Annotated in this window: 22 protein-coding genes and 1 tRNA gene; 5 read left to right on the top strand and 18 right to left on the bottom strand. The window is 57.4% G+C overall.

Annotation, left to right across the window (positions count from 1 at the left end):
- The first annotated feature begins 146 nt into the window (after nucleotides 1–146).
- A tRNA-Arg gene (locus CA51_RS05405) sits at nucleotides 147–220 on the top strand.
- Here CA51_RS05405 and CA51_RS05400 read toward each other — a convergent pair.
- The 11 genes from CA51_RS05400 to CA51_RS05350 all read right to left on the bottom strand — a co-directional run bounded on the left by CA51_RS05400 (nucleotide 194) and on the right by CA51_RS05350 (nucleotide 8,939).
- Nucleotides 194–1,390, bottom strand: a complete 1,197-nt coding sequence (locus CA51_RS05400) for a tyrosine-type recombinase/integrase (RefSeq protein WP_197451613.1) — start codon at nucleotides 1,388–1,390, stop codon at nucleotides 194–196. The genes CA51_RS05405 and CA51_RS05400 overlap by 27 nt on opposite strands.
- 218 nt (nucleotides 1,391–1,608) lie before the next feature.
- The gene (locus tag CA51_RS05395) at nucleotides 1,609–3,006 is read right to left on the bottom strand and encodes a replicative DNA helicase (protein WP_145118509.1); all 1,398 of its coding nucleotides are present in this window, start codon (nucleotides 3,004–3,006) and stop codon (nucleotides 1,609–1,611) included.
- A complete protein-coding gene (locus CA51_RS05390) occupies nucleotides 3,003–3,821 on the bottom strand; it encodes a hypothetical protein (RefSeq protein WP_145118507.1) in 819 nt (272 codons plus the stop codon). Before CA51_RS05390 ends, CA51_RS05395 begins: the two co-directional genes overlap by 4 nt.
- A 154-nt stretch (nucleotides 3,822–3,975) precedes the next feature.
- On the bottom strand, nucleotides 3,976–4,323 hold the full coding sequence (locus tag CA51_RS05385; RefSeq protein ID WP_145118505.1) for a hypothetical protein: 348 nt from the start codon (nucleotides 4,321–4,323) through the stop codon (nucleotides 3,976–3,978).
- Nucleotides 4,320–4,601 carry a MerR family transcriptional regulator gene (locus CA51_RS05380; protein ID WP_231746014.1) on the bottom strand — a complete coding sequence of 94 codons (282 nt, stop codon included), beginning with the start codon at nucleotides 4,599–4,601 and terminating at the stop codon, nucleotides 4,320–4,322. The genes CA51_RS05385 and CA51_RS05380 overlap by 4 nt, the downstream gene beginning before the upstream one ends.
- Nucleotides 4,598–4,813, bottom strand: a complete 216-nt coding sequence (locus tag CA51_RS05375; RefSeq protein ID WP_145118503.1) for a helix-turn-helix transcriptional regulator — start codon at nucleotides 4,811–4,813, stop codon at nucleotides 4,598–4,600. The genes CA51_RS05380 and CA51_RS05375 overlap by 4 nt, the downstream gene beginning before the upstream one ends.
- 151 nt (nucleotides 4,814–4,964) lie before the next feature.
- The gene (locus tag CA51_RS05370; RefSeq protein ID WP_145118501.1) at nucleotides 4,965–5,840 is read right to left on the bottom strand and encodes a hypothetical protein; all 876 of its coding nucleotides are present in this window, start codon (nucleotides 5,838–5,840) and stop codon (nucleotides 4,965–4,967) included.
- Between the two features lie 604 nt (nucleotides 5,841–6,444).
- Complete coding sequence (locus CA51_RS05365) at nucleotides 6,445–6,891, bottom strand: hypothetical protein (RefSeq protein WP_145118499.1); 447 nt, start codon at nucleotides 6,889–6,891, stop codon at nucleotides 6,445–6,447.
- A 493-nt stretch (nucleotides 6,892–7,384) separates the two neighbouring features.
- A complete protein-coding gene (locus CA51_RS05360; protein ID WP_145118497.1) occupies nucleotides 7,385–7,741 on the bottom strand; it encodes a hypothetical protein in 357 nt (118 codons plus the stop codon).
- Nucleotides 7,738–8,205 carry a hypothetical protein gene (locus CA51_RS05355; RefSeq protein WP_145118495.1) on the bottom strand — a complete coding sequence of 156 codons (468 nt, stop codon included), beginning with the start codon at nucleotides 8,203–8,205 and terminating at the stop codon, nucleotides 7,738–7,740. Before CA51_RS05355 ends, CA51_RS05360 begins: the two co-directional genes overlap by 4 nt.
- Before the next feature lie 533 nt (nucleotides 8,206–8,738).
- A complete protein-coding gene (locus CA51_RS05350) occupies nucleotides 8,739–8,939 on the bottom strand; it encodes a helix-turn-helix domain-containing protein (protein WP_145118493.1) in 201 nt (66 codons plus the stop codon).
- Nucleotides 8,940–9,668: 729 nt separating this feature from the next.
- On the opposite strand from CA51_RS05350, the gene CA51_RS05345 reads away from it, so the two are divergent.
- The 3 genes from CA51_RS05345 to CA51_RS25665 all read left to right on the top strand — a co-directional run bounded on the left by CA51_RS05345 (nucleotide 9,669) and on the right by CA51_RS25665 (nucleotide 11,404).
- Nucleotides 9,669–10,238, top strand: coding sequence for a 3'-5' exonuclease (locus CA51_RS05345; RefSeq protein WP_197451612.1), 570 nt, complete (start codon nucleotides 9,669–9,671; stop codon nucleotides 10,236–10,238).
- 10 nt (nucleotides 10,239–10,248) lie between these two features.
- A complete protein-coding gene (locus CA51_RS05340) occupies nucleotides 10,249–10,509 on the top strand; it encodes a hypothetical protein (protein WP_145118489.1) in 261 nt (86 codons plus the stop codon).
- Between the two features lie 727 nt (nucleotides 10,510–11,236).
- Complete coding sequence (locus CA51_RS25665; RefSeq protein ID WP_197451611.1) at nucleotides 11,237–11,404, top strand: hypothetical protein; 168 nt, start codon at nucleotides 11,237–11,239, stop codon at nucleotides 11,402–11,404.
- Between the two features lie 190 nt (nucleotides 11,405–11,594).
- On the opposite strand, the gene CA51_RS05335 is transcribed toward CA51_RS25665, so the two are convergent.
- The 7 genes from CA51_RS05335 to CA51_RS05305 all read right to left on the bottom strand — a co-directional run bounded on the left by CA51_RS05335 (nucleotide 11,595) and on the right by CA51_RS05305 (nucleotide 16,272).
- Nucleotides 11,595–13,445, bottom strand: a complete 1,851-nt coding sequence (locus CA51_RS05335) for a hypothetical protein (protein WP_145118487.1) — start codon at nucleotides 13,443–13,445, stop codon at nucleotides 11,595–11,597.
- Between the two features lie 46 nt (nucleotides 13,446–13,491).
- The gene (locus CA51_RS05330) at nucleotides 13,492–13,710 is read right to left on the bottom strand and encodes a hypothetical protein (protein WP_145118485.1); all 219 of its coding nucleotides are present in this window, start codon (nucleotides 13,708–13,710) and stop codon (nucleotides 13,492–13,494) included.
- Nucleotides 13,711–13,805: 95 nt separating this feature from the next.
- Entirely contained in the window at nucleotides 13,806–14,384 is a 579-nt protein-coding gene (locus tag CA51_RS05325; RefSeq protein ID WP_145118483.1) for a hypothetical protein, read from the bottom strand.
- A 74-nt stretch (nucleotides 14,385–14,458) separates the two neighbouring features.
- Nucleotides 14,459–14,911, bottom strand: a complete 453-nt coding sequence (locus tag CA51_RS05320; protein ID WP_145118481.1) for a hypothetical protein — start codon at nucleotides 14,909–14,911, stop codon at nucleotides 14,459–14,461.
- A 254-nt stretch (nucleotides 14,912–15,165) separates the two neighbouring features.
- Nucleotides 15,166–15,399 carry a hypothetical protein gene (locus tag CA51_RS05315; RefSeq protein WP_145118479.1) on the bottom strand — a complete coding sequence of 78 codons (234 nt, stop codon included), beginning with the start codon at nucleotides 15,397–15,399 and terminating at the stop codon, nucleotides 15,166–15,168.
- 2 nt (nucleotides 15,400–15,401) lie between these two features.
- Nucleotides 15,402–15,959: a terminase small subunit gene (locus tag CA51_RS05310; protein ID WP_145118477.1), complete on the bottom strand. Its 558-nt coding sequence runs from the start codon at nucleotides 15,957–15,959 to the stop codon at nucleotides 15,402–15,404.
- Complete coding sequence (locus tag CA51_RS05305; RefSeq protein WP_145118475.1) at nucleotides 15,952–16,272, bottom strand: hypothetical protein; 321 nt, start codon at nucleotides 16,270–16,272, stop codon at nucleotides 15,952–15,954. Before CA51_RS05305 ends, CA51_RS05310 begins: the two co-directional genes overlap by 8 nt.
- Before the next feature lie 500 nt (nucleotides 16,273–16,772).
- On the opposite strand from CA51_RS05305, the gene CA51_RS25660 reads away from it, so the two are divergent.
- Nucleotides 16,773–17,039, top strand: a complete 267-nt coding sequence (locus CA51_RS25660) for a hypothetical protein (RefSeq protein ID WP_197451610.1) — start codon at nucleotides 16,773–16,775, stop codon at nucleotides 17,037–17,039.
- The last annotated feature ends 56 nt before the right edge of the window (nucleotides 17,040–17,095 follow it).

The following is a 17,095-nucleotide window of genomic DNA, read 5'->3' as shown; positions in this document are numbered from 1 at the left end:
CATATAGCGGGCCAAAACTGGCGGGGCGGCAAATTTGTCCCCTGCGGGACTAGCACGCCTGCGAAAATCTTGTAAGATTTGGGCAGTCTGGCACCGGCAGCGAAATCGCTCTGTGCCAGCCAACGGTATTGCACTTCGGTGCTGATGCCTCCGTAGCTCAACTGGATAGAGCACCGGTCTTCGGAACCGGGGGTTAGGGGTTCGAATCCCTTCGGGGGTACTCATTAGAGCATTCACGACTATACCCAGCACAAACCGGCCCGGTTTTGCTGGGTTTTTTCGTATCTTCTCCGCTGGCAAATGCCAGATCATCGCCCTCTATGTCACCGCCGATGACACCGCCGTCAGATAATGACACCGCCGATTTATCGAGATTTGGCGCGCCGCTTGCTAACGCGTCGGCCCAATCGGAGGGTCGGACTTGCAGGTAATGCTTGGCGGCCACCTTCGAAGAGTGCCCCAACCAGGCATCGCAAACATGCCCCGGAAACCTTTGCTCCAGGTCCGTCCGGCATGATGCTCGCAAGTTGACGAACGCCTTAGGCCAGGGGACCAGGCCCGCGGATTCGATGATCCGGTTCAGCTGGGAACGCAAGTTGGCTTCGGCGTCCCGGTGGTTGCGGATGACGTAGACGGCCCTCTCGGGTGCCAGATCCCACGCGGCATCAAGTAGCGGCCGCAACTCGGGGAAGAGCGGACAGAACCGCAGGCCGGTTTTCCGTGAATCGATCCGCAGACGGCCGGCCTCCCAATCGACGTCCGACCACTTCAACCGGGTGACCTCCGATGGACAACGCAAACCAGCGAAACGCGATAGGCCAAAGATGGCGGCCCATTCGATGTCACATTTGTCGATGATCGTGGCGGCGCTTTCGCGGTCGACGTAGTGGTCCCGGTCGCGGTTTACTTCGTCGCCGATCTTGGTCCCCGTGCCAGGGTTCTCGGTAAGGAGTCGAGAAGCGATTGCCGCCTTGAACAGCGTCCTGATCCGCTTGGCGTGCTTATTTGCCGTCGACTCTGCCAGTCGGTCGGCGTGCCGCATCCATCGGAACCACTCGCCAAACTCCGCTGGGGTGATCGACGACAGCGTCCGCCGGTCCCCGAAGTGCTTGCAGAACCACGTCACCGCTTGTTCGTAGTTGTTGGCCGTGCGGGCGGTGGTGCAGTTCGTGGCGATCCAACGGCGGAAGAACGTAGCGCACATGCGGGAATCTGAATCGACAGCAACCCGAGCCTCGACCATTCCCCACCGGTGCAACGTCTCATAGATCCGGCCGTCGAGACCGGCGGCCCATCGAAGCGTGTCTGCAGAGGGTGAAACATTCGCGGCGGTGGCGTTGGCCAGTTCATCGACGTGCCGCGCGACACCATCGGCCGCCCGTTTGCTCATGTCGCCAAGCCAAAGCGATCGACGTTTGCCAGCTTGCCGAAACTGCAGTCGCCAGCCTGTTCGGCCTCGGTCGGATTCCTTGCGAAGTGATGCCATCGTGAATCGATTTCCTGTGATCGTCCTGAAAAAACACCAGCGGCAGCCGCTCAGGATTGCGGTTTTCGGGGATCAGCCTAGCCGTTGGCAAATTGATCGTAACGTGATTTGGTTGGGTCGGTCTAGTCGCGTCGAACCAGCGTGTCGTAATCCAATTGGTCGCTGGGTAGGTCTTTGTTGAAATTCGTGTGGCTGCTGATCGGCGGTTCTGTGAACTGCGTTTTGGGTAAAGCCATGTGGAGCGGTATTTCGCACACTGGTGCCCCTCGCTGTTTTCGGATCAACAGGCTTGTCGCTGGTTCATCGAGTCGAGGTCGATGTAAAATCCAAACGTTGTCGGAGTCTCTCGCCACCTGATCGCTGTCGGCGATGTGTTGCAAATCCGGCTTGGCTTCGTTTTTCGAGCCATCTCTGTTGGTTCCGGCGCGGTTGATTTGCGCGAGCACAACAACTGGGATCTTCAATTCCGTTGCCAGGCTCTTGAGCCCTTTGGCGATGTCGCCAAGCTCGATGTCGCGTCGGCCGGTTTGTCGGTCGGCTGGTTTAACCAAGTCGATGTAGTCGATGACGCAAAGCGACAACGGGCGGTCGATGTGCATCGCCTTAGCACGGCGGCGGATGTCGGACACTGTGATAGACCGACTCGGCGGGTCCCAGATCAGCAAGTGCTTTTCTCGGTACCGCTCAATGCTCACAGCAATCTCTGACAACTCGCTGTCGGTCACCATCGAGCCATCGAGCGCACAACCGGCGATCAGAGAAGAATCGATTCCGCAATCGTTGGAAACGTTGCGGCCCATCAGTTCTTCCCCCGACATTTCCATCGAGCAATACAGGACGTGATAGCCAGCTAGGCAAGCATGGTCCGCGATCTGCAGGCCAAGTGCCGACTTGCCAACCGATGTCCTCGCGGCGATCGTTGTCAACGTGGACGGCTGCAGCCCATTCGTGTGTTCGTCCAGCGGCACAATGCCAGTTCGTATACCGCGTTCCCGTCCCGTCTGCTTGGCGTCTCTGAGGTTCGCTAGGACGCTTTGTCCGATGTCGTAGGCGTTGCGGATCTGCGACTGTGAGATGCCGCCGGTTAGGCTGGTCGAAAATCGTTCGATGAATTCCAGCAACTCCGGCCGCGATGCGCCGCCATCGATCAGCCCCCCTAAGTCCGCGTGAAACTTGCGGTGCCGTTCGTGGCAAACCCGATCGACGATCTTGCCGACATAGTAGTCGATGTTGTGTGCAAGCCCCTTGCCGGCCAATTCGCGGAGGTATCGCGTGCTGACTGTCTCGCCGTTGGAATCCCGCAGGTGCTGAACCACGGGCAGGATGTCAGGCACCCCGCCGCTATCGCGGATGTCCTCGAACGCTGCAAACAATCGACGGGCCGCTGGCAGCGTGAAGTCTCGGCTCGTGATCTTCGACCGCACTTCGTCGATGGCGTTGCCTCCGGCGGATGCGTCGACCAAGATTGCAGCGGTCAACATTTCTTCGAATTCGGCGATCTCTTCGGCGGCGGATGTCATGCGGGTGCCCTCCGTTGGCGTCGTTGTGGTTGGGTGATTTCGTGCTGGCCTGCAGATTCAGGAGCGTTCGTCGATTTTCCGCTTGGCTCAAAGATGCCCTGCCATCCGCTGCGTACGCTGTGATCGATCGCGGCGACAGCCCGCTGGTGCCCCCAGGTGGCCAACTGCTTGATCTGCTTTCCGGCGGCTGTCTTTGTCAGCTTGGCCTTGCGCTCGACGCGATGCTGGCACCACTCAGTCCATGCAGCACGGAACGCAGGGCTGTCCAGGCTGCTTGGAATCTCGATCTTCAAAGGATCAAAACCACCCCGATCCCCCTTGGGGGACTTAGGGGGATTCTTCCCCTTCTTTAACCTTCTTCTATCTGTGTCAGCTATCGTGTCAGCTATCGTGTCAGCTATCGTGTCAGCTATCGTGTCAGAATTTGATACGGTGGTTTCCGTAGATTGCGTTGTTTGACCGTCTGTCGTGTCAGAATTTGACACGATGTCGGATTGATACTTTCCCCAATTCACGATTGTGATCGCGGTGCATCGGCCCCAGTTCTCGACCGTCAACATCCCAATCGATTCCATTGCCTGAAGCCGCTTTCGTAGCGTGTTGATGCTCAACGGCTTCACCATCGGCCCCTGCAATCGCTCTGGTAATTCCCTCCAAGCAAAGACCATCTGTCCAGGCTTCACCGTTCGGCCCTTGAACTTCGCGGGCTTCCAGTTGCACTTCAGCAGAAGCATCGTCCAGGTGTGAAACATCCCCTCATCAGCGAACACCTCGGAGTCAACGATTTTGCGATGCAGCTTGATAAATCCGCTCACTCCGTCGCCTCCAATTTCCGGGCCACTTCGGCCCGCCGTTCGGCGACCAGCTGGCGTAACAACTGCAATTGATCGCGTTGCGGAAGGTGCGATAGTCCGCATCGTCGCGCAACGATCTCGATCGACCGCTGCCGCCAGATAGTGTGTCGATCGATCATTCCAGTACCTCCCGCGGCGATGTCGCGACCAGGACAACAGCTCGTGTCCCGGTCGATGTCTCGCGTCGTCCCGTGGTCTCGGATGCCAAGCCCAGCTTGATTAGTGGCCCCGTGATCGATGACACCGCATGGTGTACCGTCCCCAGTGCGATCGCGATCTCTTCGCGCGTCGCGCCATGTGATCCGCGATCGTGGAGGAAAGCCAACGCTCTCAGCGATCGGGCCGACACCTTGGGTTTTGCGGCGTCGTAGGCCGCTCGGCGGGTCTTCTTCGATTCTGTGTTGCCGGGGACCATCGCGGCCCGGTCGAAAGCGCCAAACAGATCGGTTTGTTGAATGCTCACTGGACGACGCCTCCCTCGGTGGGTAACGCGGCGATCACGGGCCCCGGATCGAACAGTCGACGCTTGCCGACCAGTTTGCTCGGGATCACGCCATCGCGGACCAGCGTGTCGAGATGCGGTACCGACACGCCCAACAGGTCCGCCATGCGTTGGCGGTCGACTAGTCGCGGCTCGCGATTGTCGGCCAACAGAGGGCCGATAGCCTCGATGACGTCGCGGACGATTTCGGCCCGGAATTGGTCGGGATCGATGCCGCGTAGATAGATCTCACGAGTCACGCGGGCACCTCCAGCTTCTTCGCATTGAAGATTCCCACAGCCTTCATAGATGACACCCATTCGAGGATGTCGGACCGTCGCCACTTCAACCGGCCGCCCACGTCGACGGGGTGCGGGACGCGCTGGGTCTCGATCAACTCCATCCAGATTGGCGCAGACACTCCGACCAGCTGGCGGACCTCGGCGCCTGTTAGCAATTCGCTCGTTACCATGTTTTGCTCCCATTGCAAAAAACAAGAGGTGTTCACAATGGGGCGGCGAGCGATGCGATTCGTCCGAGTCTTGGTGGCAGGTACAAAAAAAGCCCGCAAATTGCAGGCTTGAAAAACTTAACGTTTTCTTTCAGTTGTCCGATCTTGTCCGCTATTTGTCCGAATTGTCCGGCCTGGCTCTTGAAAGCGACTTTTTGCCACGACGGTAGGCCTTCAGGAATGCGTCTTCTGTGTTTGGCATCTTGAAGTTGTCAGGAACACCAGGGGCTTCTATCTCGTTCCCGTAGGATGTTTTCAGCACCCCGTAAACCTCCGACTGTCGGGGGCGGCTGGAACCGTGCTTTTCGATCAGGTAGGCCTCTGCGACGCCGTATAGCAGATAACACCAGTATTCGTAGTCACTCGGCCCGCGATCTCCTTCTGGTTCTTCTTCGGCAGGCTCGGCAACCGTCGTCCCTTGCGACGCAACGACCGGTGGTTGGATCTCATTAACAACGGTGACGTGTATGTCCCCTACGCTCGCATTCGCCGCGGCGTTTGCTTGGCTTGCCGCAATGTTGACGGAAGCGGCTTGCGGGGATGTTTGTTGCTCCCTTTCGATCCGAACGACCCCGTCGGCCCAGCCTTGTTCTCGTCTCAGTTCGACAAACCTCGAGACCTTGCGTTGCCAGTCCGAAGCTGACTTGGCGGAGCTTCCTAGTTCCGTCAAGCAAACCTCTTCGATTTCACCAAAACTCCGCTGCTCAACAGTTCGGCCGGCGGCGGCGGTTTCCATTTGCTTTCGCAAGAATCCAGTGACACCGCGGTCTCCAGTCAGTTTTAGCCGCCAGCGAAACGCCCCTCCATCAGCAAGGCGGAAACCATAATCTAGCCTCGCGAAAATCAAACCGGCACGGCATAGCTCAGTCAGTGCAGACTTTGAAATTTCAGATCGGGCCCAAGGGGTAGTGGGGCTCCAGTCGGTTCCGATCTTCCGCAAAATCTTGGCATGCTCGGAAACGCCCTGCCTCGGTATCAAGTCGAACATAGATTCACCTTTCGTGTGAGAAGGGCCAAAGCGCAGCTGCTGGGCAAAGGTGAAACCCTGCAGCTGCGCCTTGTGTGGCCGGAGCTAGCGGCCTACCCAAGATCGCCCCAGCTGGTTCGGCCGGGGCATTTTGCGACCAACCACGGCCGCAACTTCCATTGTTAATGACGCGTCGCCAATTGCCTACGCGCCTACGTTTTTCGGCGTCAAAACCATGCCTGCACCCCGGTTGGGTGGGGGGGGGTGGTCCCCTTTTTTTCAAAAAAAGTGTGCGCGTTTTGCTCTCGGGACAAAGACCCGCGGAGCCCCACCCCCACCCGGGGTAGTACCTTTTTCTTTATAAGAGAAAGTGGGTCTTTTTTCGGGCCGATCGAGGCGGTTCGGTGCGTTTCTCCTATAAAGAAAAGCACTTGCCGCGTTTTTCTAGGGTGGCATTTTTCGGGCGGTTTCACCGGGGCGGATTGAGCCGGTTTTCGAGCGGTTTTCATCGGCGATTCGTTCCCGTTTCCGTTCGCGTTTTCAACATCGAACGATGCCAGTTATCCACAATGTAAACGGGCCAGAATCCGCGATCGGTCTGGCCCGTTTGTCCACCAGGAAGCGATCACGCCAACGCCAGCCGATCGCACCGCAACCGGTCAACCTCATCCATCCGGTTGGCGGCTTGCAGCTCCGCATCGGCCGCCAGATCAATCAATCCGGCCTTTCGCAAATCTCGACCGACCAGACCGTCGATTATCCAACGCTGGGGTCGATTCTCGGCTGTCTCTGCTGCATCGTGGCGTGCTTGGCGGATCTTCTCAGCGCGGCGCTGTCGGGCTTGCTGAACGCCTTCGATGCCGACCACGTCGTCGACCGGCCAACAGCCATCCCGCAACCTTGCGATGATCGATCCAGCCGACAGCCTGGAATCGTGCCGGACGATCGCGGCCAGGTCGACCAGTTCATCGGGCGCCATCCCGGCGGCGTTGGCCATCGCGATCGCTTTGGGGATCTGACCTAGCCCAACACCCTGCAACGCTTCGACCGCGGGCTCCCAATCAGAACCCAAGATCTTCGCCGTCGTCGGTCTCGGCTCTCGCCTTGATGATGGTGACGATTGTTCTCTTGGTTCTGTTATAGGGCGGGCACTACTGCCCGGTTCATCAGGGCAGCCCGCCATCAATTGCCCGGTGCCCGGTTGGGCATCCTGCCCGGTTGAACAGGGTAGCGGGCCACATTCGGAGCGGTGGATACGAAGTCCGATCTCGCCCCAGTTGACGGCCCTTGTTCGTCGGTTGCGATGTCCGCTTTCGACCAACAGTTGCTCGGCAACCAGAACGCGAATTGCAGCCCGCACCGTGCGTTCATCGTGGCAAAGCTGTTTAGCAATCTCCGCGATCGGCAACCAACATCGATCGGATTTGAACCCACCGAAGAATTGCAGGACCCGGCGTTGCATCGACACGCTTATCGGTCGCGTGCCGTCGCGCAGCGGCTGCAGGTCGCAAAGGTGGATAGCATCGGCCGGCGTCGTGTCGAAGCGGTCCAAGACGGCTTGGCGGTTATTCACTGTCGTCCTCCCATCGCTTGTCGACCGAAAGCTCCCGCATCGAAACAGTTCGCGAGCAACGTGCCGCGCGGGTGTCGCGATTCTTGCGAATGCCAGCCAGCTGGAGGCCGGATGGTTCCAGCCCGTCCGGCCACTCCAACCTGATCTTCGCAGCTTCGGATAGGATCTCATCCGGTGTTGGGATCCAGCCGGTGTTGGGATCCGGTTTCAGTCGTTCGCCAGGCCGATCGCGGAATCCGGCCAGGCAGCAGGCTTCGGTTTGGTCCATTCCTCTGGCTATGAGCGATTTCGCCTCGCTTCGGCGGTCGTTGGCACGTGACTCGTCGGCGATTTCGGTTGTGGTGCTCATTGCGACAGCCCCCCGCCCAAAAGGTCCTGGAATTGCAGTTCCATCGTCTTGAGACACGAGTCAGCAGCCTGAAACAGGTGCGTTGCCGTCGCAGCGGGCTTGAACGCAACTTGCAGATCATGCAGCTCGGCTTTGCGAAGGCACCCGTGATCAAACAACTTTTTGGGGCAGTTCGCGGGCAGCGGTGAAACGTTCGGTTTGCGGACTTCGACTCGCCACCACAGCAGGACGATGGACTCGAGCGACGCAAAAATGGTCCGCTTGGCGTCCTCTTCGGACTGGCGTTTCGAGACGTCCAGGAGCATGGCAAAACATGCCAACTGGTCGGCGAAGTCTTGGCCCTTGATCCAGTGGGGCTTGGGGTGAACCGGCTTAGGTGCCGGTGCGATGGGGCCGGAAACCCAATCGCTTTCGGTCAATCGGGAAAGCCGGTTCTCATGCAGAGAGGTTTGGACGGTAGACATAAGGGTGCCTGCCTTTCGACCGTTAGGTCGGTACGTGCAGGCGCCCCGATAAGCAGTAGAAAACCGGGGAGTATTACGGCCCCAGCCAACAGACCTTGCTAACGGCCTATGCCGATCGACGCTTGGGAATGCTGCTACTCATCGGGACGCTTGCACCACATGTTTTGAAGGTAATACAGTTTGCAGCCTTGGCCGATGTGAGATGGCTTTGGCTGGTCGGTCTCGTTTTCTAGGCGAGGGGCCGACGCCCGATTTATAACCGATGCGGTCGCGAGGGGTCAATACAATTGCGGAATCGGTTTCCCGGCGTTTGTCCAGCACGCCGGACATTCTCGGCGGGGGATGTCCGGAATTGCGGACACTTCCAGCCAACCGGTACCGAAAATTTGCACGCCAGCCCCTAGGTGCCAGCGAACAAATAGCACCTGTTTTCGGGAGTGATCGATGATCGCTGTGTCGATTGTTTAACTCGATTGCCTGCAAGTCTTTCTCGCCTTTGCCGCATTGCGACGGGGGAGCGTTAGCATGCCGAATTACCGCCACGCGGCAGGCTCGGGGACGTACAAGGTGGCCGCCTTGAACTCCTCAAGATCCGCTTCGTCGATGATGAAATGCTGACGGATTTTCCCACTTCCATTACAGCGGGCTTTCAATCGACCTGCGCGAATTGCGACGCGAACGGTTTCGTTAGAAACACCCAGTTGGCGTGCTGCTTGCGTTACGTTGAATGGCATTGTTATTGGTTCCAGGTATAGATTTGCGTTTTTCGTGCGAATGCCCCGATAACAGACGCGTTGCGCTCAGAGTGAGGAATGGGGCGACTAGAAGCACTGCTGCCTTGGCCCCCAATCGTTTCGTCATCTGATTCGGCTCTGTGCCCCGGCGGCTTGTTGAGTAGCAAACATTTCGATTCGGCCTCGGGATGCTTTCGGCAGACGACTCGTAAAGGATCGGCACAAAGCGACGCCACGAAAAGCAATTCTCTGCAATTCGGCAAATCCACCTCCAGAAAATCGGTGGCCCCAAAGCTTGTCCGCTGGCACCTTGGGTTGGCTAACAAATTGCGTCTGCTTTTGGGATTGTTTCGGCACTTGGGAGCGGTTGCGGCTGGCGGTGTCGGCTGTTCGCGTTGCAATTTCGACCGACTTGCCGGCAGCGTCGCGGGCGTCCCTTTTCGGTTCCGGTAAATTTTCCGGAACCGCTTTTGCTGCGTGGTTTCCACCAGCGGCCCGCTGCCGTTCCTTCGCCCTCGCGTCGTAAATCTCCCGAGCCTTAGCCGCGCACATAGCCCGCTGCGATGGTGTCATGTGGCGGCGGTGCTCGCCAGGCTTGCCTCGCGACTATTGCCAACGCACTCCGTGTGCGGATAAAACATCTACCGAAGCTACTAATTCAACAATCGATCATGTTGGCCAAATTGCAGGCCGGTTGGTCGACTCCGCTCTGGAATGGAAGGGGCCAACATGTATCTGTTTTTTGACACCGAAACGTCGGGCCTGCCCCGAAACTTCTACGCGGATGAATCAGACACTAACAATTGGCCACGCGTGGTCCAGCTCGCTTGGGTTATCGCGGAATCAGGCGACACGGTTAAGCCGCTGGAGAATCATTTGATTCGGCCAGATGGCTTTAAGATTGATTCAGGGGCGACACGCGTGCATGGAATCACCACTGCGTTTGCACGCGAAAACGGCCGCCCGCTTCGGCCGATCCTCGATTCGTTTCTTGCTGCCGTTGCGAGCGCCAAAACTGTCGTTGCTCACAATGTAGATTTCGATACAAACATAATCGGGGCAGAATGTGCCCGCATTGGCATACCAAACCCGCTTCGTCGAAAACCCCTCCTATGCACGATGAAGGAAAGCGTCGACTTCTGCCGCATCCCGTCACACCGTGGCTTTAAGTGGCCCAAGCTTGATGAACTTCACGCAAAGTTGTTTCAGTCGGAGTTTGACAACGCCCACGATGCGTCAAGCGATTGCCTGGCGTGCATGCGTTGCTTTTTTCGTCTGAAGGAACTTCGGGCAATCTGACTCGCTTGACGTGATCGACCAAGCGGCCGGACACGCCGAAGACCTTGCCGACTTCGTCGCGGGCTTTAGTCGGACCCTGTGGAAGATCTTCCACAGGGTCCTGTTTCTTACCGGCAAGCATCCGCTCCTTCGCCCGCTGGTCGTAAAGATCGCGAGCACGCTACTTGCTAATGCGTCGAACCGTCAAAAGTATGGCAGGTATTCCTGGGATCTCGTCGATGTTTTTTTCAGCCCAGGATGGGCATCGATCTCTCTGCAGAATGCTAGCTAGCATGTTGACGTGCAATCCAGGTAGATTTACAGGGAACGCAATCGCACAACGCTGGACACAAGAATCTTCATCGCGACGTCCAGTGAATGAGGGGGCCGGCTTCTTGGCCTCGGCGTTGGCTGCCAGTTGAGTCGCTAATCCGCCGTGGCTCGTTTACGAAGCCAGCCAATTCGCGACTCTAACAGCGAATCTCGCCCCAACGAATCACGGCAAGTCGATACAGTTAAGCAAAATACCAACAAAAACGGGCCAAGCTCGGTACCAACGAGCTTGACCCTGTAACTTATTACCTTGCCGTGTTTACTTGGAAGGCGAAGGAATCTTATTACGAATCAACCGCATCGTCAAATCGTGTCAAGCATCTTTAAGGCTTAAAACGGAAAATTTCAGTTCGCAATGCTTGCAGGTTACGGAATTAGGCCGCATGACGAAATTCCCGGTTTCCCACGGTTGGACGCCATGGTCAGCCCTGAGTTCTTCCAATTCCTCCGGGGAAAACTCAGGCACGATTCCACGGCAGAAGTTCTCACGGCCACAGTCTGGACAGTCCCAAAAGTACGCTTGATGAAGTTCAACCATGAAACACTTGTTGGCTAAGATTGGGTTTTCGGTAACAATGTTCGTGTGGCGTTCGCGTGCCAACCCACACCAAACTAGGTACCACACGTACGCGTGCTAGTTTGGACAACACTTCGGCATGCAGCCGTGTTTACGGAAGGAAGTTCAAATGGATAGTACGTCCAGCAATGATGGGTCGAAAGTGCGACCTAAAAAGGAAGAACGTGAGGGCTACGAGCAGGTCTTCAGCAAAACCATCACTCTTCGGAACGGAAAAGTGTTGAGGGCTGAAGAATGCGGTAAAGCGGCATTCATGTTTTGGGTCAAGAAAAAGTAGTTTTTCTTGACATCGCACCCGCAGAGACCCACTCTGCGGGTGTTTTCATCCTAATCGAGTCAAATTTCGCGTGCAACTGATTGCGACAATTAGCTGAGATTTGCAGGTCAGTCAAGACAGATCGTATTCCAGCAGATCCATTCGGCTAACCACCGGGACAGCAGAACTGAGCGCGAAAGTGCGGCCGGCGCTACTCGGCAGAAGTTTGGCTGGCGACGGGCATCGCACCGGCGGCCGAACTGTACTTGGGCGGCCGGTTGCCCATCATGGCTTTCATAACTTCGGTTTGCCGATCAATCGCTTCGACAACCCTCTGGCTATCCTCTTCCTTGATCGCGTCTCGCACGTCGCCGACGCGGCCCTTGAGGTTCCGCAGCTGGTCAACCTCCCGCTGTTCCGACGGTGTCAGCTTCTCCTTGGTCCGCAGGCCGACGTTTCCACCGCCGCGACTGAATCCGTGGCCCGATCCAATCGAGGGAACGTAGCCTGTTTCCGTCGTGATCTCCCGAATGATCTTGTCGATTCGATCATTGAAATAATCCAACACGTCGTCTTCACTGGCACCAGCTAGCCCGATGCGGTCGATCGTTTCGTCGATACCGCGGCCGGTCTCGGTTCCAATGCGGCCCGATTCCTTGATGCCTCGCAAGCTCTGAATCGCAGTTTGCCGCAGCGCACCAACGCGGTCCTCGCCTTTGAATACCGCGATGGTGCGATCGGATTCGTTCTGCAGCGTTGAAACCGCGGTCATGCCAGACGAGTTGTTTTGCCGGATCGTTTCTTGTAAGTCCGCAACGGCGGTTGGGCCACCCTTTAACTGGGTTTCAACTTCGGCCAGCATTGCCGTGAAGCCTTTCGTGTCCTGCTCAGGAATCGTCGATTGCATGAAGTCCAGGCCCAAGAATTTCTCTGTTGATTTGCCGGCGACTTTGGGTTTGAGTTGACTGAACTTCTCTTTGTCGAACATCTTCAGCAGCACTTTCGCAACGCCTGCCGATTCCTCAATGATTGCCTGCGCGGTTACATCGTCTCCAGCGGCTTTCGCATCCCTCAATCGGTTCGCTAACTCGACGCCTCGCTTGTCGGCAGACCGCAGCAGCTGGAATCGGATCTTCTGTGCGTTCTCGCTGTCACCTTTGGGGAAGTCGATCAGATCGTCCCCCGACAGATTCTCGCCGAAGACCAGCCCAGCCTCTCGCACTTGCGACAACTGCTTTGGAAGGTTGGTCCGAATGCGCGCACCCTCCGTGTCTTGCGTGGTGTTCTGCGCGGTTACAGCGAGTTCCAGAGCGCGTTCAAAGGTAAAACCGAACTGGTTAACCAAAATTGGCACAAGTCCGCGAAGAATGTTTTCACTGAATGCGGCCGGATCGCCGCCCGGGGCCATCATCAAAGCGCTTAGACTCATCGCTGCACCTTGTCCTAGATCAAAGCCGTCAATCTTGTCGGTCAGCGTCCCGAGGGCTGCCGACAACGCCTTGAACTCGTCGGTGGACATTGAGTCCCCAAACCATTCTGCAAGTTTGATCGGCACTTCTGCGCGAAGCTTCTTTTGCTCGCCCCCCCGGAAGCCAGCCGAAACCGTTTCGCGGGATGCGCTGATAATCTCCGCAGGCGTTAGCGTCGATCCCGATGCCGCGATCGCTCGCTCTCGCAAGCTTTCGAAGTCCAGGCCATTCGCACCGGAGAAAAGCTTAAACCGTTTCAACTCACGCCCCAGCGATACCTCTTGATCGGCGGCGGCGGTGTCGATTCGCTTGATCGATTCAAGCTCTGACCGTAGCAACGCGGCGGCACGATGCGAGGCCGTCAAGAAGCTTGTAACGCCAACAAAACCAGCAAGCCCTTTAACTGCCCCCATGCCAGCCTTTTGAATTCCGCCCAACTCTTTTGCGACGCTTCGCGATTGCTTGGCGGAATTCCCGGCCATCTTGGCCATCGTTCCCTCCATCTTCCGAAGTTCCGCAACAACTTGCTGAAGTGCTGCACGCGCCGGTGTTGTGTCGCCATCCATGCGGATTTTGGCATCATCTGAAGCCATTGCTCTATCCCTCGCTGAAAGTCTTGTGTCTTGCTTGGCGGGTGCCTTATCGGCCGGCAAGCTTGCGGTTTGCGGCTGCCAATTCACGCTTAACCGACTGGGTTTCGTGCATCATGCGTTGGCCCGCAAGTGTGACGTCAGCCAGTGCGTCAACCAACTGCTTGTCTTCTTCCGCAAGCTCAGCGACGATCGGCCGCAAAACGCAAGCGTGTTCCTCGGGCAAGTCGTCAACCGCTTGGGTCAATTTGGCAATCGTTGGGTTCATGTTCTCGGTCTCGTTGTTGCTGCAAAAAAAGAGGGCCGCAGACCTTCAGGGGCAAGTGAAACCCCGTCCAGCCTGCGGCCGCTCCTCACGAATCGCTAGAGCCAGTACAGGGCGGAGTGTTCGGCCTTGATTTCATTGCGGCGTTTTTTCGTTTCCGCCTGGAAGTAACTCAACTTGTTGGCAACTGCGTCCGCCTCTCGATTCCGAGTGTCAGCAATCCGGCGGGCCTCCGCCAGATCGTCCTGGGCGTCGAGAACTGGGGACCGTTGCTTGCGAATCGCCTTAGACTGTGCAGCAGTTGGCACGCTATCCGGTGGATTCTCCGACAACCATTTTTCGTACTTTGCGACGGCCTGTGTTTCCGCATCGACAAGCTCGCGAGCACGCTCGTAGGCAGCCGACTTGTTTGCCTCAGCCTCCGTCAACTGTTGCTCGATGTCCTGCTGTTCGGCATCGCGACCGGCCAGTTGCATCAAAGCGTCCAAAGCATCGCCACCAACATCGAGTTGGTTGCAAAGCTCTAGGACAAAAGCGGCATCGACGCTTTCGTTGGTCGCAACCGCAAGGCAAGCGGTCTGCAGTTGGTGCTGTCGTTCAGCCTCTTGGTTTGCAATCAGGTCGACGATTGCCTGTCGTTGACTCTGGTCTGGCGTTTGTTGAGTTTTGGTTGCCATGTTACTGATTCTTTCGTTCTTCGGGTCGGGTTGTAAATTACGTTACCAAGGAGTCTCTGCTTGCTCCCTATCGTTCAGACCTCGATCGCGCCGATGATCGCAATCTGGTCTAGGATGGCATCATTCTGAGCGGAGACTTGAACGGTCTCGCCCTCACATTTCAAAGTGAAGTCCAGCATTTCACCGAAAGCAACTTCGGCATCGAGCGCGCCGATTTCATACTGAGCCACCCCCAACTGCTCGAACCGCTTAACCGGCTTTGGCGAAGCTGGGTTCATCCGGTAGGCGAGCAAAGCCGCGCCCAATTCCTGCAGGTTCGTTGTGACGCTGGGGAAGCGATGGCGTAGCCAAGTCCGCTCGATGTTGTCGTACAGGTACGGCTCGATGTTTCGTGGCCGGCCGATTTCGGCGACTGGTTCGACGTAAGTAATGTCTAGGTCGCTTTCCATTTTGTCCCCTCCCGGGATTCCAAGGTTTGCAAGTTCGTCGTCGCGTCCTGCGTAGGCTTCAAGCAGTCCGTCGATCATCTTGTCGAGTCGTTCGATCTTCGCGTCGATTTCGTCCATTTGCGGCTGCGGGTCAAAGTCGCTTTCAGTGGCGACAACACGCGGCGGCAATTGCCGCCTTGCAACTGTTCGATTAACCTTGCGCCGCTGAAACGGCATTGAGTTGAATCGGTGCATTGGATCTATCCTCGCCTGGTTGCTGCGTCCCGTCCGTCGACTGTTCCCCCAAAACTAACAAGGCTCATTTGCCGCCACGACGAACGGCCCGGAAAATCTCAAACTTTCTTTCGACGCCACTTTTTCACCGCTCTGCCATCTTGCCGGACAGCGTCTTCAGCCGTCACGCTGTCGATCTCTTTCAGGAAGTGCAAATCGGCCCGGATCGTCGATTGGTCGTATTCGTGGTTTTCCATCCGCAGCATGAAGCAAAGGTCGTCGGCAGTCAGCGCCCAACGGCAGCTGTCGAGCGCGTTCAAGATCGCGCAAATTCTGACTTGGTAGGCTTTCACGGCTATCGATCCTCCGCTACTTCTGCCAATGCGGCGGCGGCCTTTTCGACCTCTGCCAGCGAAGCCTCTACCAACCGATCGCAGTCCGCTTTGATTCGCTCTTGCAGCTCGACCGGATAGCCGTCTTTCATCTCTAGGCCGATTCGGCAGACCTGCCTTCGCATGTCCGTAAAAAGTCCCGCAAGGAAGTTTTCGACGCGTTCCAGCGGGATCAAGTTTTCGCTTTGGATCCGCAGTTCAAGCTTTTTTAGATCGGCTTCCGCCCGTGCGCGCTGGGCGTCGGCCACCACGCGGCGGGCCTTGGCGTCCTCTACTTGCTTTGCGGTTGGTCCACCTTCGATTTCGTCGAGCTCCGACGTGTCTAGCGCCGTTCGTCGCCGCCGTCCACGCCAGGCCGCGATTGCAGCGAGGTCGTAGTTTCCCAGCTCCCCTGGCATCCCCTTTGTTCGCCAGTCATTGCGGACCGTGTCGCGGCGGACACCAAAGTGTTTCGCGACTGCCCCCAGCGAACCGACGATCTTCGCGGCGGTCTGTTCGTCAGCTTTTCCGGTCTCATCCATTTGTGTTCACCTTCCCTTCGTCGTTTCGTGTGCCGCATGAATCTGCCGGTTCGTAGTCCACATCGACGGGCGCCTGCATTCGCGCAAGTCGCTCCTCCTCCGCCCAGCGTTGCCGGATCCCCGCAGCCCGCTCTGCGATCTCGGAAGGCAGTGGAATCCAAACCGGCTTGCAATAGCCGCCGTGGTACTTCGCAACTGTCTCTGGCGACCTACAAACCAGCCGGGCCGACTCTTCGACCGACAGGCCGCGATGGCCAAAGCTTGCCATCTCCCGCTTAATTTCCGAATCAATCCAATCTTCAATCACTTCCATGTTCGTCCGTCTTCCGCTTGTTGGTGTTGTCCGGTTTAGCGTGTGACGCTGCAGAACTTGCCTTGCGTCTCGATTGTCGCGTCGGCCCCTTCGGTGCGATCCTGGGGCGATCCTGGGCCTCTGGTTCAGGGATCTGCCTTGCGGCGATCAGGCCACGGGCGACGGCAAGCAAGTCGTCGCGGGCGGGGTGGTCTAGCGATTGCCAGATTGAGAGAAGTTCAGCTGCCAAGGCGTCTTGCTGCAGGGATGACACCGCCAGCGGCACCGCCGGGACTTGCGACTGCGGTTTAACCCGGCGATTCGCTTGATTCTTCGAATCCCTTCGGGGGTACTTTTCTTTCAGTGGTTCGTTTGCGAACCGCTTCAAACAGTACATTCGATCAAGAGGCTTGGAACATTTGGTTCCAAGCCTTTTTTCGTATCGAATCACTCCCTCGCCGCAAAGCGAATCGACAACCGCTGCTATCTAGACTCAGAATCGACCGCGACCTGGCACCACGTTGCCCAGCGCCACGCGTTATCTGGCATCCGAGAATGGCGTCGAGCACGCCACGCGATTGCTCGATGTGTACACCGACCGCGTCGGTGCCAATGCACCGTCTGCCCTGTACCGCCGCTGTCGCAACGCCTCCGCTGTGTTGCCGCCGGAGGAGGGTTATCGGCATGGGGCCATCGCGCCAGTTGGCGATCCACGATCTCTATCTTCGGCCGACGACAAATCCGGAACTGGAAACGTCATTGCCGCCATGGTGGCCGAAACGTTTTGAGGGGGTCCGATAATGGGCGGCCGAACGGCAGCGGTAACGGGGCCGCCGCCAAAAAC

This window comes from Rosistilla oblonga (assembly GCF_007751715.1).
Lineage (GTDB): Bacteria > Planctomycetota > Planctomycetia > Pirellulales > Pirellulaceae > Rosistilla > Rosistilla oblonga.
Note: the sequence above shows the minus strand (reverse complement) of the source record. Positions and strands in the feature narration are given on the sequence as shown.

Bases quoted from the DNA above. Each gene is read 5' to 3' on its own strand.
- CA51_RS05360 (WP_145118497.1), bottom strand. From the start codon at position 7,741: ATGAGCACCACAACCGAAATCGCCGACGAGTCACGTGCCAACGACCGC.
- CA51_RS05370 (WP_145118501.1), bottom strand. From the start codon at position 5,840: ATGTTCGACTTGATACCGAGGCAGGGCGTTTCCGAGCATGCCAAGATT.
- CA51_RS25665 (WP_197451611.1), top strand. From the start codon at position 11,237: ATGGATAGTACGTCCAGCAATGATGGGTCGAAAGTGCGACCTAAAAAG.
- CA51_RS05335 (WP_145118487.1), bottom strand. From the start codon at position 13,445: ATGGCTTCAGATGATGCCAAAATCCGCATGGATGGCGACACAACACCG.
- CA51_RS05350 (WP_145118493.1), bottom strand. From the start codon at position 8,939: ATGCCATTCAACGTAACGCAAGCAGCACGCCAACTGGGTGTTTCTAAC.
- CA51_RS05355 (WP_145118495.1), bottom strand. From the start codon at position 8,205: ATGTCTACCGTCCAAACCTCTCTGCATGAGAACCGGCTTTCCCGATTG.
- CA51_RS05305 (WP_145118475.1), bottom strand. From the start codon at position 16,272: ATGGAAGTGATTGAAGATTGGATTGATTCGGAAATTAAGCGGGAGATG.
- CA51_RS05395 (WP_145118509.1), bottom strand. From the start codon at position 3,006: ATGACATCCGCCGCCGAAGAGATCGCCGAATTCGAAGAAATGTTGACC.
- CA51_RS05310 (WP_145118477.1), bottom strand. From the start codon at position 15,959: ATGGATGAGACCGGAAAAGCTGACGAACAGACCGCCGCGAAGATCGTC.
- CA51_RS05330 (WP_145118485.1), bottom strand. From the start codon at position 13,710: ATGAACCCAACGATTGCCAAATTGACCCAAGCGGTTGACGACTTGCCC.
- CA51_RS05345 (WP_197451612.1), top strand. From the start codon at position 9,669: ATGTATCTGTTTTTTGACACCGAAACGTCGGGCCTGCCCCGAAACTTC.
- CA51_RS05375 (WP_145118503.1), bottom strand. From the start codon at position 4,813: ATGGTAACGAGCGAATTGCTAACAGGCGCCGAGGTCCGCCAGCTGGTC.
- CA51_RS05320 (WP_145118481.1), bottom strand. From the start codon at position 14,911: ATGATCGACGGACTGCTTGAAGCCTACGCAGGACGCGACGACGAACTT.
- CA51_RS05400 (WP_197451613.1), bottom strand. From the start codon at position 1,390: ATGAGCAAACGGGCGGCCGATGGTGTCGCGCGGCACGTCGATGAACTG.
- CA51_RS05325 (WP_145118483.1), bottom strand. From the start codon at position 14,384: ATGGCAACCAAAACTCAACAAACGCCAGACCAGAGTCAACGACAGGCA.